Source organism: Eubacteriales bacterium mix99 (assembly GCA_038396605.1).
Lineage (GTDB): Bacteria > Bacillota > Clostridia > Caldicoprobacterales > DTU083 > UBA4874.
Map to the genome: position 1 here is coordinate 2034188 of CP121690.1, position 16267 is coordinate 2050454.

Sequence of the window (16267 nt, forward strand, 5' to 3'; positions counted from 1 at the left end):
TTATCTGGGTATTTTATGTTATAATCAGATATCGTAAAGGAAGGGATATCGGAGGGGGATTATGGGGACTCAGAGATTTCGGAAGGATCGGTTTCTTTTTCTTGCTGTCTTTCTTTTTTCGGCTGTTCTGTATGGCCTGGTGCGTTGGCTGGATCCATATCTGTATCATATTTTTCATATGGATGATTTTCTGACCATTCATACTTGTCTGGAGCTTCTGAGTATTGTTATGTCCTTTTGTATTTTTTTAATTTCCCATTATACATTTGAGCGCTGCAGGCGCCTGCGGACGCTCATTTTTTCATGCACTTTTCTGTCAGTCGGCCTGCTGGATCTGTTCCATACGCTCAGCTACAATGGCATGCCAAAGTTTCTGACCCCGTCTTCCGTACCGAAGGCAACGTCCTTCTGGATTGCTGCCCGTCTTACTTCCTGTATCGGGATGCTGCTTGCCGGCCTGGTACGGGACAGAGCCACAAGGGTCAGCCGAAGACTCTGTGCCTCGGTTTCCCTGGTTTACAGCGGAGTCCTGCTTTATCTCCTGACCTACCGGCTGGATCAGATTCCACCCCTGTTTATTGAAGGGCAGGGGCTGACTCCCCTGAAGATCCACCTGGAATATCTGATTATTGCTGTTTTTTTAATCAGCCTGGGGCTCTTCTATCGGAGTTACAGATGGGAGAAGGGGGAGGAAGGATACCGGTATGTCATTCTTTCGATCTTGCTGAGTATTTTCAGTGAGATGGCATTTACGCAGTACTGCAATGTATATGATTCCTATAATCTGCTGGGGCATATTTATAAAATTGCTGCCTATTATTTCTTGTTCAAGGCAAAGTTTGTATTGAATGTTCAGAAGCCCTATCGTGCTTTACATAAGACAGAGCAGAAGCTTAGCCGGTATGCGGACGACCTGGAAGATCAGGTGAAGCAGAGAACGAAAGAGATTACGGTGGCCAATGAAAAGCTGATAAAGGATCTGAATTATGCCAGGAACATTCAGAGTGCGCTGCTGCCCGCCAGTTTTCCCACTGCGGATGGCCTTGAATTTTACGCCAGCTACCTGCCCTGTGAAAAAATAGGCGGGGATTTCTACAATGTATACCGGCTGGATGATGAAAATGTGGGGATCCTGATCGGCGATGTGGCAGGCCATGGCGTTTCCGCCGCCATGATTACCGTCTTCATCAACCAGAATATTCATGTCCGCAGGGAATATGACGACGGGCACATCCGGGTTCTGTCCCCCAAGCAGGTCCTGAATAATCTCTATTATACCTATAACCGGATGCCGTTTCCTGAGGAAGTCTATACTGTGCTTTTTTATGGAATCTATCATTTGAAGAGCCGGGTATTGACTTATTGTTCCGCAGGAATGAATGTTTCTCCCCTTGTTCTGGAGAAAAGCGGGGAAGTCCGACCGATCCCCATTGTGGGCCTGCCAATCTGCAAGCTGGCGGGGATTGTAAGCCCTTCCTATGAAAACCGGAGGCTTCAGCTGGAGGAGGGGGACAGCCTTTTGTTCTTTACGGATGGGCTGATTGAAATTGACCGGAAGAAGCCGGATCAATTCAATGAGTCCAATCTGATGGAGTTCCTGAAAGGAATGAAGAACACGACTGCGGAAGAAACGACGGGATATCTGCTGGATCTGTATCAGGCAATATTGGGGGGGAATCAAATGATCGATGATGTAACGGTACTTGTTATGAAAATAAGGGAGTACGATGGAAAGAAGGTGGAATTGTTATGAACAGATCAATCCGATGGATTGCCAGGACAGCTATTTTACTGGCACTGACGGTGATGTTTCAATCGCTTCGGCTGTGGATTCCTGCCATTCCTTCCAACATAAGCCAGACTGTTGTGGGTTCCCTTGTGAATCTGTGTCTCATTGTTGCGGCTGTTATGATGGGAATCAGGGGAGGACTGATTATTGCCCTTGCCGCTCCCATTATCGCATTGATTCAGGGATTTACGCCATCCCCTGTTCTGGTGGTTCCCATTGCCTTTGGCAATTTCGTTCTGGTGGTGATGGCGTCTCTTCTGTATGATAAGAATCCGATTCTGGCCGTCGTCACCGGTGCCGTGCTGAAATTCATCACGTTGTATCTTGGTGTGGTGAAGATTGTCCTGCCTTTTTTCCTGCCCAATGCTCCGGATAAAATGCGCGCGGCACTTTCTGCTCAATTCAGCTGGCCACAGCTGGTTACTGCAGGGATCGGAGGAGTCCTGGCGGTTGGGATTCTGACTGTTTTAAGAAAATCGGTCCGGGAAGAATAGGAAAAAAGAGGCAAGGCAGCAGACAGCCCTTTTCTGCCACCTTATTCTGCCTCTTCCGGCTTACCGGGATCCGGACCGGACCCGGTGCCGGAGGAATCCTTTGTCTGTGACAGCAGCTGAGCCATCCGGACCATCATTTCCATGGACTCATTTTGCTTATCCGTCAGTTCTGTGGAAGGCGGAGCCTGCATCATGGTATTTTCAGCATCTTTTTGCTTCTCCCTGTTCTGTGTGTCCTCTTCCCCTGCTTCCTCCTTTTGGCTTTCCTTTTTGGTGGATTCCATTGTTTGTGCGATTTTCAGGATTTGCAGGAGCTGATCGGCTTTATCCCCGAATTCCTGAGGCAGGATGGGTCGGATGATATAAAGAATTTCCCCGAAGGATTCTGTGGGAGACGTATTTTGTACGCCGGCTATGGATTGTCTGTTTTGATAATTCCGGATATTCCGGTTCAGCTGATCCACCGTGTGATAGGTTCCCATGATCTGATCCAGTTTCCTTTGGTTGTCCGGGTCAACATAAGGTTTTATTGCCTTCATGAGCTCTATCTTTCTTGCATCCGGATCAGACGGCACATTTACTGCACTGTTCCAGATTTTTTGCGGATAGGTATGGTTCAGGGTACTCCGAATGGAACTCAGTGCATCCAGAATTCCTGTAATGGTGTAAACGGCGTCCTGCTGCTGTTCCTCCAGATAAGGGCAAATCGCATGCAGCATCTCTATGTTTTTCGGATTGTCCAGCAGGTTTTCAAAGGCGGATTCCATGGATTCCATACCGTAAGTCCGGGGAAGCCGTGCTTTTTTCATTCTTGGCCATATCAGGAGCCAGCCAATCAAAAGAAGAAAAAATGTGGTCGGAGGAACAAATGTCCGGCTTTGCTTCTTCACCGGTTTTAAAGGCTGCTGCAGGGGCAGGGGTTCATTTTCCTCCACCGGAATCCTGTTTGTATGTATTGATGGTTCTCTTGCCTGCTGCTCCGAAGCCGATGACCTTTTCCCGTTTTCCTTATTGGCGGGCTTCCTGACGGACGGGTTCTTGTCTTCTGTGGATTTGCCCGACAGCGGTGGTTCTGCATCGGGGAAAAGATCCCGCCTTGGTATGAATTCCTGAGGCGATTTTCTGTTATAGGCGGAATCATTGATTCTTTGAATCATCGTATCCCTCCTCACAATGATAGAACAATTATCCTAATCTATCATACGCGATTTCCCGCACGATGTGCAGCATTAATTTGCAAACCATTTCCTGTTGCGGATCCTGATTTTCTGTGTCAATTGCAGGTGGTACGAATAGGATGGTATAGATGGAAAAGAGCGATTTAAAGGAGGGATAGTATGGAGTTCAATACCCAGGATATGAACAGGATGTCGCAGATAGCCCGGCAGATGCAGGGAAAATCAGAAGATGAAGTGGTAAGGGAACTGGCCCGGATGATTCGTTCCGGGGAGGGAGGTTTGACGCCGGCGAAGGCGGAACAGATGCTCCGGACGGTCCTGCCCATGCTGAACAATGAGCAAAGGAGAAAAATACAAAAACTGATCCGCGAGCTTCAATGAGGATAAATTGAGGACTCTCCTTTAACATCTTCACCTTGATATACATAAGATATATCAGGTAGGAAGAAAGGGGGGATATCCTTGAAGAGTCTGTCGGGGATGACAATGCTGCCTTTTCTGTTTGGAAACAGCAGTAAGGGCAGGGAAAAGATAGATGGCAGACTGCTTAAAAAGACCAGGACTTTAGGCCTGAGCAGTATTCCCGCCATTGTATTTTCCAAAGAGAAGGAAGAGGAAACAAACAGCTGCAAGAAGTATCTGGAAAGCAAAGGCGTGAAGATAAAATATGATCTTCCTTTTATCAATGCTTATGCCGTTGTGATAGAAGGCGGCAAGCTGGAAGATACAGCAAAAGCGGACATCGTGCAGTATATTTCAGATGATATTGAAATGAGCTCGCTTTTAAACGTAGCCGCCCAGGAGGTTGGGGCCAGAGCAATCAATAATACAGGATATACAGGGAAGGGTGTCGGTATTGCAATATTGGATACCGGTATTTACCCACATCAGGATTTCATAAGACCAAGGAACCGGATCATAGCATTTAAGGATTTTGTCAACAACAAATTGTCCCCTTATGATGACAACGGACATGGCACCTTTGTTGCCGGCGTTGCAGCAGGAAGTGGATATGCATCCAGCGGCAAATATAAGGGAATTGCACCGGAGGCCAACCTGATCGGAGTGAAGGTCATGGATAAGAATGGCTCCGGCAATTCATCCGATATTCTGGCAGGCATGCAATGGGTTGCGGATCATCAGAAGGAACATAAAATAAAGGTACTGTCACTTTCTCTGGGTGCACAGCCTTCCGGTTCCCGGTTGGATCCTCTTGCGGCGGCGGTTGAAGAAATCTGGAGAAGAGGGATCGTAGTAGTTGCAGCGGCAGGGAATGCCGGTCCCAAGCAAAATACCATAGCCACTCCGGGCGTGAGCCCGCTCATCTTAACGGTCGGAGCGGTGGACGATAATCGAACCCCAAAGTACGAAGATGATAAGATAGCAGAGTTTTCAAGCCGGGGTCCCGTAAACCGAAATCTTGTAAAGCCGGATATCGTGGCACCTGGTGTAGGCATCACCGCAACGGATGCGGATTTGGAATATACAGGTTCCCGCCGGCCGGAAGCTCTGAAAATACCCTATAAAAGTATGTCCGGTACCTCTGTGGCAACGCCGGTTGTTTCCGGCGCAGCTGCCCTGCTTGTCGGAAGGAATCCGGGAATGACGCCGTCTGAGGTAAAAGATGCTTTGACGAAAAATGCTTTTCAAATGAATGTGAGTAAATATGCACAGGGAAAAGGAATATTGAATATTCGGAAGTCCATGGGTATTTAACCGGGAGGAGGTTCGTTTCCTCCCGCTTCCCATCTTTTTGCTGTTTTACAGGAATTAATCCTGTCTATTATTCTTCATGGGAGGATTTTCATGGTAAATCGGAACGGGATGACAGGAGAACGCAGATCTCCATATGAGATACTGGTAATCGGCGATATTATGCTGGATCAATATGTGCTGAACCGGGAGACAGACCTGTGCCGGAAGGCCCATGCATTGATGCCGGATCCGGACGGAATCATCTGCTGCCTCGGAGGAGCAGCCAGTGTGGCTGCAAATATCAGAAGCATAGGCGGGAAAGTCACTCTGGCAGGTGTGGTTGGGAAGGATGAAGAAGGGGAAAAGATTCGGAAGATACTGGGCCAAAAGAGCATTCCTGCTATTCTGGGAGTGGAAGATTCCTGGTGTACAGCGGGAAACCTTTGGAACACCGCCGGGGAGTTGTCACCTGCTTCCCGGGACGGGGAAGATACACGGGAATTTGTATCCGATATCTTTCATGATGTGCTGCGATTGGTGGCCTTGATCGCAAACGATATTCGTCTTGTAACGATATTGGATTACGAAAGGGGTGTCATTTCGGAAGGGCTGCTGTGTGCTGTCCGGGAATTTTGTGAGCCCGGGGAAATCCCTGTCCTTGTCGGCACAAGCAGAAAGGATTTGCCCAACTATCGGGGAAGCGATGTCATCCGACTCGATTTTACCGATACGCAGGCCATATTCCTGGCGGGCTTGTCCATGGGGATTTCCATGGGACTTCCAAGGGAAACAGCTGGCAAAATTGCGGATGAGCTGGTTCTGGAAACCGTCGGCAGGAGAACGTCCCACAGCGAAAAGAATTCACCTGATAAAGGAAATTTCTCCGGGATGGGAGCCAGGACAGCAAAAGCTGAGGACTGGAGAAGCATTGCGGAGCGCGTCCTTCCCGGCGAATCGGTTAACCGCCCCGGCTGATTTCGTACAATGCCCGGACACACTGTTTTACTTCCTCCAAAGTATTGAAAATACCAAAGCTGAAACGTACCGTGCCCTGATTCATGGTACCGATGGTTTCATGGGCAAGCGGACAGCAATGAAGTCCGCCTCTGGTTGCAATGTCATAGCGTTCATCCAGCAGATTGGAGACCTCGGACGAATCCTTATCTCCAACATTGACGGATACGATGCCGGTTTTGCCTTTTCCGGAAGGCTGGTACATTTTGATTCCGCTGATATGCGAGAGGGCTTCCAGAAAGAACTTTTCCAATCGCTGTTCCCGGGCCAGCAGTTTGGATGGGCTCTGGTCCAGAATATATTTTACACCGGCTGCCAGTCCTGCGATGCCGGGAGTATTCAGCGTTCCGGATTCATATTTATCCGGCAGCAGATCCGGCTGGTCCAGGCTCTCGGACTGACTGCCGGTCCCGCCTTCCCGGACCGTGTCCAGTTTTACATCCGGATGAATGTACAGGCCTCCTGTGCCCTGCGGCCCCAGTAGTCCCTTGTGACCCGGGAAGGCCATCAGATCCACCGGCAGGGCAGACAGATCAATGGGAAGGATTCCGGCTGTCTGGGCCGCGTCCACCAGATAAGGAATCCCGTGATCCCTGGCAATATTGCCGATTTCTTCAATCGGTAGAATGGCGCCTGTGACATTGGAGGCGTGAGTGGTGACAATCAGACGGGTGTTGGGCCGGATTGCCTTTCGGATATCCCCGGGATCCAGGATTCCCTCCGGACTGCACTGCACAAGGGTCAGTTCCAGGCCCTGCTTTTCCAGTTTTTTTAACGGCCTGGCGACGGCATTGTGTTCCATGGATGTGGTGATTACGTGATCTCCCGGAGCCACCAGGCCCTTGATGGCCAGATTGAGACTGTCGGTACAATTATAGGTGAAGATAATCCGGAAGGGATCGCTCAGATGGAACAGCTCGCAGAGCATTTCTCGGGCACACAGCAGGATCTGCCCAGCCTGAACGGCCATTTTGTGTCCGGATCTGCCCGGGTTTGCACCGTATTTTTCCATACATTCCATTACCGCCTGGCAGACAGCCGGTGGCTTGGGCCAGGTTGTCGCAGCATTGTCCATATATATCATGGTATTTCCCCCAATTATATATTGTAACAACTTTCTTTCCTAACCAATATATTAAATCAGGGAATATTATAGAACCAAAGGAGTGAAGCAAATGCCCTATCAGGAAACGTTTGACATCCTGTCGTTTCGTTCCAGACAGCATGCCCTCCATTTTGCTCAGATTCTTCAGGATCAAGGCATTCCGACGCAGGTTATGTCTACCCCAAAGGAAGTTGCAGTGGGCTGTGGTTTGTCTCTTCGGTTTTCACCTTATATGACCGGGCGAATCCTTCCGTTGTGCAGGCAGTATAACACTCCTGTCATTGGGTGTTATCATGTGGCAAGAATGGGCGCCAACACCATCATCACCCGCATTCCCCTGTAGGGCAGCAGAAAGCTGTGGATGTCAGTCCGTTCCCGGTATCCATGTGGCTTGCAAAAGGCAGGAAGTTTTGCACTGCAGGCTGAAAAAAAGGGAACCGGTTTGTAAACCGTTTCCCTTTGCGATAGTTGAAATCCATTCCGTTCAAGTGGAAAGGATTTCAACTATTTTATTTTTGTTGCTTTTCCTCATTTTCCGATAAACATCTGGGTGTAATATCTGCCGTCTACAATCCCGATTCCGATATGGGTAAAGCTGGAGTTCATAATATTTTCCCTGTGTCCTTCCGAATTCATCAAACTGGTATGGGCACCTTCCACGCTGCTGTTCAGGGCAATGTTTTCTCCTGCTGTGCGGTATGTGATGCCGAAGCTCTTCATCATATCAAAAGGACTTCCATACGTGGGGGAAGTATGGGAAAAGTAGCCGTTGTCCTTCATATCCTGTGACTTGATCCTGGCAACGCGGCTGAGCTCCGGATCGATTGTCAGGGGAGACACACCGGCTTTCTGACGTTCCTGGTTGACCAGCTGAATCATTTTCTGCTCTTCTGCGCTCAGTTGATAGCCGGAAGACTGTCCCGGGTTCTGCGTGGGTTTTGGAGTGGGAGCCGGAGTCGGCTTTGCAGTGGGAACCGGAGTCGGCTTTGTGGTGGGAGCCGGAGTCGGCTTTGTGGTGGGAGCCGGAGTCGGCTTTGTGGTGGGAGCCGGAGTTGGCTCTGTTGTTGAGCCGGGTGTCGGTTTTTTGCAGTCGGCAGGATTGTGTCTCACCGGGATCCATTTCCATCCATTAAAAATGGTGTATGTAATCCGGTTGCAGAATCCTTTCCATAGGGAGACGGTGCATGTGTTGCCGGTATTCCGGGATCCGGAGGTATCTGCTGCCAAAGCCCCCTGCAGCGGAACCAGCAGAACAGCCAGAACGGTTGACAGGAGAAGCAGTTTCTTGATATTTTTCTTCATAAGGTTTTCCTCACTTTCTCTGATTGATCATTACGTGCACGTAATGATTTAGTAATAGAATCGTAACATGTGTCAAAAATTATGTCAACCGGTCCGGGCCATGTAATGTTTCCCAACACGGAGCAGGGGCAGCAGATCCGGAAGATCCTGGTTGAAATCTGTTTTTTCATGGGGCTATCCGGGTATATAAAGGATTGTTTCCTTCATGGACTTCAAACCGTTCGTATAGTATAATACGGACAAGAGAAAATGTTTTTGGCTATCTTGATTGTGGATATTTCAACAGAACTATAGAAAGAATGGATAATACAATGGATTCAATTGACAGGGAAAATCACAAAAAGATACTGGAGCTGCTGGAGCAGCACTATACTGATGCCGTTACGGCGCTGGATTTTGCCAACCCCTTTGAACTGCTGATTGCCACCATGCTGGCTGCTCAATGTACGGACAGGCAGGTGAACAAGGTCACAGAGGGATTGTTTCAGGAATATCCCGGCCCCAGGGAGATGGCTGCCCTGACACCGGAGGAGATGGGGCAGAAGATCCACAGCTGTGGATTTTACCGGACCAAAAGTAAAAATATCATACAAACCTGTAAGATCCTGATGGAGCAGTACGGAGGGCAGGTGCCGGATAATATGGAGTCCCTGACGTCCCTGCCCGGGGTAGGGAGAAAGACGGCAAATGTCGTATTGAGCAACGCCTTTGGAAAGGATGCCATCGCAGTGGATACCCATGTATTCCGGGTTTCCAACCGTTTGGGCCTGGCAGATGCCGACAATGTTCTGGATACGGAGAAGCAGCTGATGGAGAACATTCCCAAGAAGAAATGGTCCCGTGCGCATCATTGGCTGATTTATCATGGACGGAGGATCTGCAAGGCCAGGAAGCCGGATTGTGAAAATTGTTTTTTGCAGTCCCTGTGCAAATATCGTCGGAATCTGGAGGAAAAATAGGAAGAAACTTTAGTTTGTTTTATGCATTGGAAGCAGAGGAGGAATGCTTTTGAAGACATACGGTCTGGTGGGCTCCAGTGGTACAGGAAAGAGCTTTCATGCGGTTGGGCTGGCCAATACGAGAGGAATTCCCTGTGTGATTGATGACGGTCTGTTGATCGAAGGCACCAGGATTCTGGCTGGGATCTCTGCCAAGAAGGAAGCCACACGGCTTTCTGCCATCCGGAGAGCATTGTTCATGGATCCGGAACATGCGGAAAAGGTCAGGGAAGCCATCCGCCTGAAAAAGCCATCCTCGGTTCTGGTTCTCGGCACTTCCAAAAAGATGATTGAACGGATTGCACAGCGGCTGCAGCTTCTTCCGGTCGAAGAATGGATCCGGATTGAGGACATTGCCTCAAAACGCGATATCCATCGGGCACAAAAAAATCGAAAGGAAGAGGGAAAGCATATTATCCCTGTACCTACTTTCGAGGTTCAGAAGGACTTTTCCGGGTATTTCATCGATCCGCTTCGGATCTTCCGGTCCAGAGGAAAGGGCAGACAGGATGCCGCGGAGAAAACAGTGGTCCGGCCTACTTACAGTTATTTTGGCAGGTTTTATATTGCGGATTCTGCAGTGGAATCCATTGCCCTTTATGGCGCCCAAAACGTGGAAGGAGTTTGCAGGGTTCAAAGATGCGAGATCAGCAGCCAGGTGGATGGAATTTGCATTCATATTATTATATCGGTATATTATGGATTTCCGATACACCGGACTCTGGTGCAGATCCAGCGATGTGTCCGGGAAAGCATCACCTATATGACCGGGCTGAATGTTCTGGATATCAATGTGGAGGCGAGGAAGTTGATTACGCCGAAAGAAACGGAAAAAGCAAAAGTCTGAGCCCATAATGAAGAATGATGGATTCCAAGTTGCAAATATCATTATGATTGTGTTATAATCACTTTCGAAGCTTAAAAATGAAAAATATGCATAATGCAATGTTTAAAATTGCATGGCTCTTTTTCATTGGATTGCTCTTTTTTTGGATGGGCAGCAGGAAAAAAGAGCAATTTGATTTTGTGGAAGAGGTGTTTTATTCTCATGTCATACAGCAATCGTGTTTTGGACAAAGTCATTCGGAAAAATCCCGGCGAACCGGAGTTCCACCAGGCGGTAAAAGTGGTTTTACAGTCTCTCGAACCGGTGCTGGAGAAGCATCCGGAGTTTGAAAATGCAGGTCTTCTGGAGCGATTGACCGAACCGGAAAGACAGATCATGTTTCGCGTACCCTGGGTGGACGATCAGGGCAGGGTAAATGTCAACCGGGGCTTTCGTGTACAGTTCAACAGCGCAATCGGGCCTTACAAGGGAGGACTTCGCTTCCATGCTTCCGTGAATCTTGGGATCATCAAGTTTCTTGGCTTCGAGCAAACGTTCAAGAATTCCCTGACCGGGCTTCCCATCGGCGGGGGAAAGGGCGGCAGCGACTTTGATCCCAGGGGGAAATCCGACGGGGAAGTGATGCGCTTTTGTCAGAGCTTTATGACAGAGCTGTATCGCCATATCGGGGAGGATACGGATGTGCCTGCCGGAGATATTGGAGTCGGGGCCAGGGAGATCGGTTATCTGTATGGACAGTATAAGCGGATCCGGAATACTTCGGAAGGCATTCTTACCGGAAAGGGACCGGCATTTGGCGGAAGTCTTGTCCGGACAGAGGCAACCGGCTATGGCCTTGTTTATTTTGTGAACGAGATGATAAAGGAGAAGGGAGAATCCCTTCAGGGCAAAACCATTGTGGTTTCCGGTTCCGGCAATGTGGCTGTCTATGCAGTGGAAAAAGCACAGCAGCTGGGCGCGAAGGTGGTGGCCATGAGCGACTCGGATGGATACATCCGTGATCCCGGCGGAATCCGGCTGGATACGGTAAAGCAAATCAAGGAAGTTCGGCGAAAAAGAATCCGGGAATATACTGCCGTCCATTCGGATGCGGAGTATCGGGAAGGCTGCAGGGGGATCTGGTCCATCCCATGTGATATTGCCCTGCCTTGTGCCACTCAGAACGAGCTGGACGGGGAATCCGCAGAATCCCTGATTGCCCATGGCTGCTTCGCAGTGGGAGAAGGAGCCAATATGCCCTCCACCCCGGAGGCAACGGCGAAATTTCAGAAAAGCAGGATCCTGTTTGCTCCCGGTAAGGCATCCAATGCCGGAGGTGTTGCGATATCTGCTCTGGAAATGTCCCAGAACAACATGCGGCTTGCCTGGAGTTTTGAGGAAGTGGATACCAGGCTGAAGCATATCATGGGTAATATTTATAGAAATGTCAGTGAGGCAGCCGGGAAATATGGACAGGAGAACAATCTGGTTGCTGGTGCAAATATTGCGGGATTTCGAAAGGTCGCCGATGCGATGATGGCTCAGGGGATCGTATGAGTCGTATGCCCTGAGTCCGGCCTGCTCAAAAAAGCCACAGGCAGCTCAATTCTTTGAAAGAGTTGCCTGTGGCTTTTTTGTATGTCCTTTTTTGTGGATTTTTGGGGAAAAGGGCATTATAATGGAGGGGAAGCGGGGGGACAGGATTTGAAGATTACATCAGATGGAGATATGGTACGAATCAGCGGAATCACGGACTTTTATCCGGAACATGTTTTTGACTGCGGACAGGCATTTCGCTGGAACAGGGATGGAGACGCATATGTGGGAGTGGTGCAGGACCAGGTTCTCCGGGTAACTTATTGTGCCGGGAGCAATGCTTTGATACTGGAACATTGTGATCCGGACTGGTATGATCGCTATATGAGGCATTATCTGGGTTTGGACCTGGATTATGGAAGGATCAGGGAAGAGCTCTCCGCCGATCCGGTTCTGAAAAAGGCGGTTCGATACGGCTGGGGCATGCGCATCCTGAATCAGGATCCATGGGAAACCCTGATATCCTTTATCCTGTCCGCCAACAACAACATCAAAAGGATCAAGGGAATCATTGAGAAGCTATCGGAGAAATATGGAAGGGAAATTCATTGGAAAGGCCGGACATATTATACTTTTCCTACTCCTGCGGCATTGTCCCGGGCCGGGGAAGAATCTCTCCGTGCCTGTGGATGCGGTTATCGCGGACCTTATATTGCAAAGACCGCTCGCATGGTTTCGGAAGGACAGATTTCCCTTTCCGGGATACGGGATATGTCTTATCCGGAGGCGCATAAGGCTTTGCTTGTCTGCGCAGGGGTAGGAGACAAGGTGGCCGACTGCGTTTTGCTCTATTCCATGGAAAAGTCGGAGGCATTTCCCATCGATGTATGGGTGAAACGGGTGATGGAATACTATTACATCGGGCGGAAGGTAACGGCCCGGCAGGTTCGATCCTTTGCCTCTGAAAAGTTTGGGAAACTTTCCGGAGTGGCTCAGCAGTATCTGTTTTATTATGCCAGGGAGCAAAAAATCGGGAAGCCGGACAAGGGGACCGTTCGATTGCCTCCATCAGAAAGGCCGTTTGGAGGGAGCACGAATCCGCCGGAACAGGCGATTTCACCTTGACAATAACCGACATTTTTGTTAAACTTATTTTTAATATTTGTATGTTTGTATGTCCTGTTACAGGACTGCTGTTGATGCAATAATAAACTGATGTTATCGATTTGGGTTACTGCACAAATCATGCTGTCGTTTTCAATCAGGAAAGGAGTGTTTACTATTCAGAAATTAATACAAAAAGAAGGATTGACGTTTGATGATGTTCTTTTGGTCCCCCAGTACTCGGATGTTTTGCCGAAAGATGTGGATCTGACCACTCAACTGACACGGAGCATCAAGCTGAATACACCGATTTTAAGTGCGGCCATGGATACCGTTACCGGGGCCAGGATGGCAATTGCCGTTGCCCGGGAAGGCGGCGTCGGTATGATCCACAAGAATATGTCCATTGAAGAACAGGCGGATCAGGTGGATAAAGTAAAGCGTTCAGAGCATGGGGTGATTGTGGACCCCTTTTATTTGTCTGCGGATCATCTGCTGTCCGATGCCATGAATCTGATGCAAAAGTATCGTATTTCCGGCGTACCCATTACCGATCACGGGAAACTGATCGGTATTATCACAAACCGGGATATTCGTTTTGAGACGGATTTTACGAAAAAGATCAGGGATGTCATGACCTCCGAGAATCTGGTCACGGCTCCTGAGGGTACCAATCTGATTCAGGCACAGGAGATCCTTCGGAAATATAAGATTGAGAAACTTCCCATTGTGGACCGAAACGGGATGCTGAAAGGACTTATCACCATCAAGGATATCGAAAAAACCATTCGTTATCCCAATTCTGCAAAGGATCAGAACGGTCGTCTGCTTGCCGGTGGTGCAGTTGGTATTGCAAAGAATACCATGGAGCGGGTGGAAGCCCTGGTTCAGGCAAAAGTGGATGTCATTGCAGTGGATACAGCGCACGGGCATTCCCAGGGGGTCCTTGATATGGTAAAGTCCCTAAAGAGGAAATTCCCGGATCTGCAGCTCATTGCAGGAAACGTTGCGACGGCGGAGGCAACAAAGGCGCTGATCGAAGCAGGAGCGGACTGTGTCAAGGTAGGGATCGGTCCCGGATCCATCTGCACCACAAGAGTGATATCCGGCATCGGCGTACCGCAGATTACAGCCATTTACGACTGTGCCCGGGAAGCGGACAAGTATGGCATTCCCATCATTGCAGACGGCGGAATCAAGTATTCCGGGGATATCACCAAAGCGATTGCGGCCGGAGCGAGTTCTGTCATGATCGGCAGTCTGCTGGCAGGCACCGAGGAAAGTCCGGGAGAAACGGAACTCTATCAGGGCCGCAGATTCAAGGTCTATCGGGGCATGGGCTCCTTGAGCGCAATGGCAGCGGGCAGCAGTGACCGCTATTTCCAGGAAGGCTCCAAAAAGCTGGTTCCCGAAGGTGTGGAGGGACGCGTGCCGTTTAAGGGCGCTGTGAAGGATACGGTCTTTCAGCTGCTCGGCGGACTTCGGTCTGGCATGGGATATTGTGGCACTCCGACAATTCAGGATTTACGGACGAAGGCATCTTTTATTCAGATCACCAACGCCAGCCTGAAGGAAAGCCATCCCCATGATATCTATATTACGAAAGAAGCTCCCAATTACAGTGCCGGGATGTGAAACGATTTGTGAAATGTGAAAAGAGGAATGTAGGAATGTCAAAGGAAACCGTTCTTGTACTGGATTTTGGAGGACAGTACAACCAGCTGATTGCCCGAAGAGTCCGGGAGGCGAATGTATACTGTGAAATTCTGCCGTTTCATACGCCCATCGGCCGGATCCGGGAGAAGGATCCAAAGGGAATCATTTTTACCGGAAGCCCCTCCAGTGTGGACCGCAGGGATGCACCGGTCTGTGATCCGGAAGTGTTCGAACTGGGTGTCCCAATTCTGGGAATTTGCTATGGGACGCAGCTGATCGGCCGGCATTATGGGGGAACGATCGCAAAAGCGGGTGAGAGGGAATATGGCAAATCCGTCGTGAAGTTTGACACCGGCAGCCCGTTGTTTCATGACACGGCTCCTGAAAGTGTCTGCTGGATGAGTCATACGTACCAGGTGGATTCCCTGCCGAAAGGATTCCGTACCATAGCATCCACGGATACCTGTCCCATTGCGGGAATGGAAAACGCAGGCCGGAAAGTTTATGGAGTACAATTTCATCCGGAGGTGGCCCATACCCAATTCGGGAATCGGATCCTGAAAAACTTTCTGTATGATATTTGCGGCTGCAGCGGCGACTGGACCATGGCCAGTTTTGTCCAGGAATCTGTAAAGGCACTGAAGGAGCAGATTGGAGATAAGAAAGTGCTTTGTGCCCTGTCCGGCGGCGTGGACAGCTCGGTGTCCGCTGTTCTGGTTCACAAGGCAATCGGCGACAACCTGACCTGCATTTTTGTGGACCATGGACTGATGCGCAAGGACGAAGGGGATCAGGTGGAAAAGGCCTTCCGGCAGCGGTTTCACATGAATTTGATCCGGGTCAATGCGGAAGAACGGTTTCTGACCCGTCTGAAAGGGATTACGGATCCGGAAGCCAAAAGGAAGATTGTTGGTGAGGAATTCATTCGGGTATTTGAAGAAGAAGCAAAAAAGATCGGTGCCGTGGATTATCTGGTCCAGGGGACGATTTATCCGGATGTGGTGGAAAGTGGTATCGGGGAGGCGGCTGTGATCAAAAGTCATCACAATGTAGGCGGCCTGCCGGAGCATATTGATTTCAAGGGGATCATTGAGCCTTTGCGGAATCTGTTCAAGGATGAGGTGCGCAAGGTAGGTGAAGAGCTGGGGGTTCCTGAGGAACTGGTCTGGCGTCAGCCTTTCCCGGGACCGGGACTTGCCATTCGGGTGATTGGCGATATCACAAAGGAAAAGCTGGATATTTTGCGGGAAGCCGATGCCATATTCCGGGAGGAAATTGCCAGGGCCGGACTGAATCGGAGAATCTGGCAGTATTTTGCCGTGCTGACGAATATAAAAAGTGTAGGTGTCATGGGGGATGAAAGAACCTATGATTATACAATAGCCCTTCGGGCGATTACCAGTGTGGATGCCATGACAGCGGACTGGGCGAGAATCCCTTATGAAGTGCTGGAGAAGGTGTCCAACCGGATCGTCAACGGGGTAAAGCATGTGAACCGTGTGGTGTATGATATTACCGGCAAACCGCCGGCAACGATTGAATATGAATAAATAAACCTTTCGACATCTCT

Annotated in this window: 15 protein-coding genes; 12 read left to right on the forward strand and 3 right to left on the reverse strand. The window is 49.5% G+C overall.

Going from position 1 to position 16267, the window contains the following annotated elements:
* Nucleotides 1-61: 61 nt before the first annotated feature.
* Entirely contained in the window at nt 62-1753 is a 1692-nt protein-coding gene (locus tag QBE55_08980) for an MASE3 domain-containing protein (protein WZL77691.1), read from the forward strand.
* The gene (locus QBE55_08985) at nt 1750-2283 is read left to right on the forward strand and encodes an ECF transporter S component (GenBank protein WZL77692.1); all 534 of its coding nucleotides are present in this window, start codon (nt 1750-1752) and stop codon (nt 2281-2283) included. The genes QBE55_08980 and QBE55_08985 overlap by 4 nt, the downstream gene beginning before the upstream one ends.
* 41 nt (nt 2284-2324) lie before the next feature.
* Here the strand turns inward: QBE55_08985 and QBE55_08990 are convergent, their stop codons facing one another.
* A complete protein-coding gene (locus QBE55_08990; protein ID WZL77693.1) occupies nt 2325-3440 on the reverse strand; it encodes a hypothetical protein in 1116 nt (371 codons plus the stop codon).
* A 180-nt stretch (nt 3441-3620) separates the two neighbouring features.
* Here QBE55_08990 and QBE55_08995 point away from each other — a divergent pair, with 180 nt between their 5' ends.
* From QBE55_08995 to QBE55_09005, 3 genes are all read left to right on the forward strand, one after another.
* A complete protein-coding gene (locus QBE55_08995) occupies nt 3621-3842 on the forward strand; it encodes a hypothetical protein (protein ID WZL77694.1) in 222 nt (73 codons plus the stop codon).
* An 81-nt stretch (nt 3843-3923) separates the two neighbouring features.
* On the forward strand, nt 3924-5177 hold the full coding sequence (locus QBE55_09000; protein ID WZL77695.1) for a S8 family peptidase: 1254 nt from the start codon (nt 3924-3926) through the stop codon (nt 5175-5177).
* A 90-nt stretch (nt 5178-5267) separates the two neighbouring features.
* Nucleotides 5268-6131, forward strand: a complete 864-nt coding sequence (locus QBE55_09005) for a PfkB family carbohydrate kinase (GenBank protein ID WZL77696.1) — start codon at nt 5268-5270, stop codon at nt 6129-6131.
* Here the strand turns inward: QBE55_09005 and QBE55_09010 are convergent.
* Nucleotides 6115-7254 (reverse strand): aminotransferase class V-fold PLP-dependent enzyme, encoded by a 1140-nt coding sequence (locus QBE55_09010; protein ID WZL77697.1) that lies wholly within the window; start codon nt 7252-7254, stop codon nt 6115-6117. The genes QBE55_09005 and QBE55_09010 overlap by 17 nt on opposite strands.
* A 91-nt stretch (nt 7255-7345) precedes the next feature.
* Between QBE55_09010 and QBE55_09015 the strand changes: the two genes are divergently transcribed.
* Nucleotides 7346-7618, forward strand: a complete 273-nt coding sequence (locus tag QBE55_09015; protein WZL77698.1) for a DUF3343 domain-containing protein — start codon at nt 7346-7348, stop codon at nt 7616-7618.
* A gap of 185 nt (nt 7619-7803) precedes the next feature.
* Here the strand turns inward: QBE55_09015 and QBE55_09020 are convergent, their stop codons facing one another.
* Nucleotides 7804-8577, reverse strand: a complete 774-nt coding sequence (locus tag QBE55_09020; protein WZL77699.1) for a CAP domain-containing protein — start codon at nt 8575-8577, stop codon at nt 7804-7806.
* A gap of 320 nt (nt 8578-8897) precedes the next feature.
* Between QBE55_09020 and nth the strand changes: the two genes are divergently transcribed.
* The 6 genes from nth to guaA all read left to right on the forward strand — a co-directional run bounded on the left by nth (nt 8898) and on the right by guaA (nt 16247).
* Nucleotides 8898-9536 carry an endonuclease III gene (nth, locus tag QBE55_09025; GenBank protein ID WZL79907.1) on the forward strand — a complete coding sequence of 213 codons (639 nt, stop codon included), beginning with the start codon at nt 8898-8900 and terminating at the stop codon, nt 9534-9536.
* Nucleotides 9537-9585: 49 nt separating this feature from the next.
* On the forward strand, nt 9586-10422 hold the full coding sequence (locus QBE55_09030) for an Asp23/Gls24 family envelope stress response protein (GenBank protein WZL77700.1): 837 nt from the start codon (nt 9586-9588) through the stop codon (nt 10420-10422).
* A 201-nt stretch (nt 10423-10623) separates the two neighbouring features.
* On the forward strand, nt 10624-11958 hold the full coding sequence (gdhA, locus tag QBE55_09035; protein WZL77701.1) for an NADP-specific glutamate dehydrogenase: 1335 nt from the start codon (nt 10624-10626) through the stop codon (nt 11956-11958).
* Between the two features lie 147 nt (nt 11959-12105).
* Nucleotides 12106-13062: a DNA glycosylase gene (locus QBE55_09040; protein ID WZL77702.1), complete on the forward strand. Its 957-nt coding sequence runs from the start codon at nt 12106-12108 to the stop codon at nt 13060-13062.
* A 120-nt stretch (nt 13063-13182) separates the two neighbouring features.
* Complete coding sequence (gene guaB, locus QBE55_09045) at nt 13183-14676, forward strand: IMP dehydrogenase (protein ID WZL77703.1); 1494 nt, start codon at nt 13183-13185, stop codon at nt 14674-14676.
* 35 nt (nt 14677-14711) lie between these two features.
* On the forward strand, nt 14712-16247 hold the full coding sequence (guaA, locus tag QBE55_09050) for a glutamine-hydrolyzing GMP synthase (protein ID WZL77704.1): 1536 nt from the start codon (nt 14712-14714) through the stop codon (nt 16245-16247).
* Nucleotides 16248-16267 lie beyond the last annotated feature (20 nt).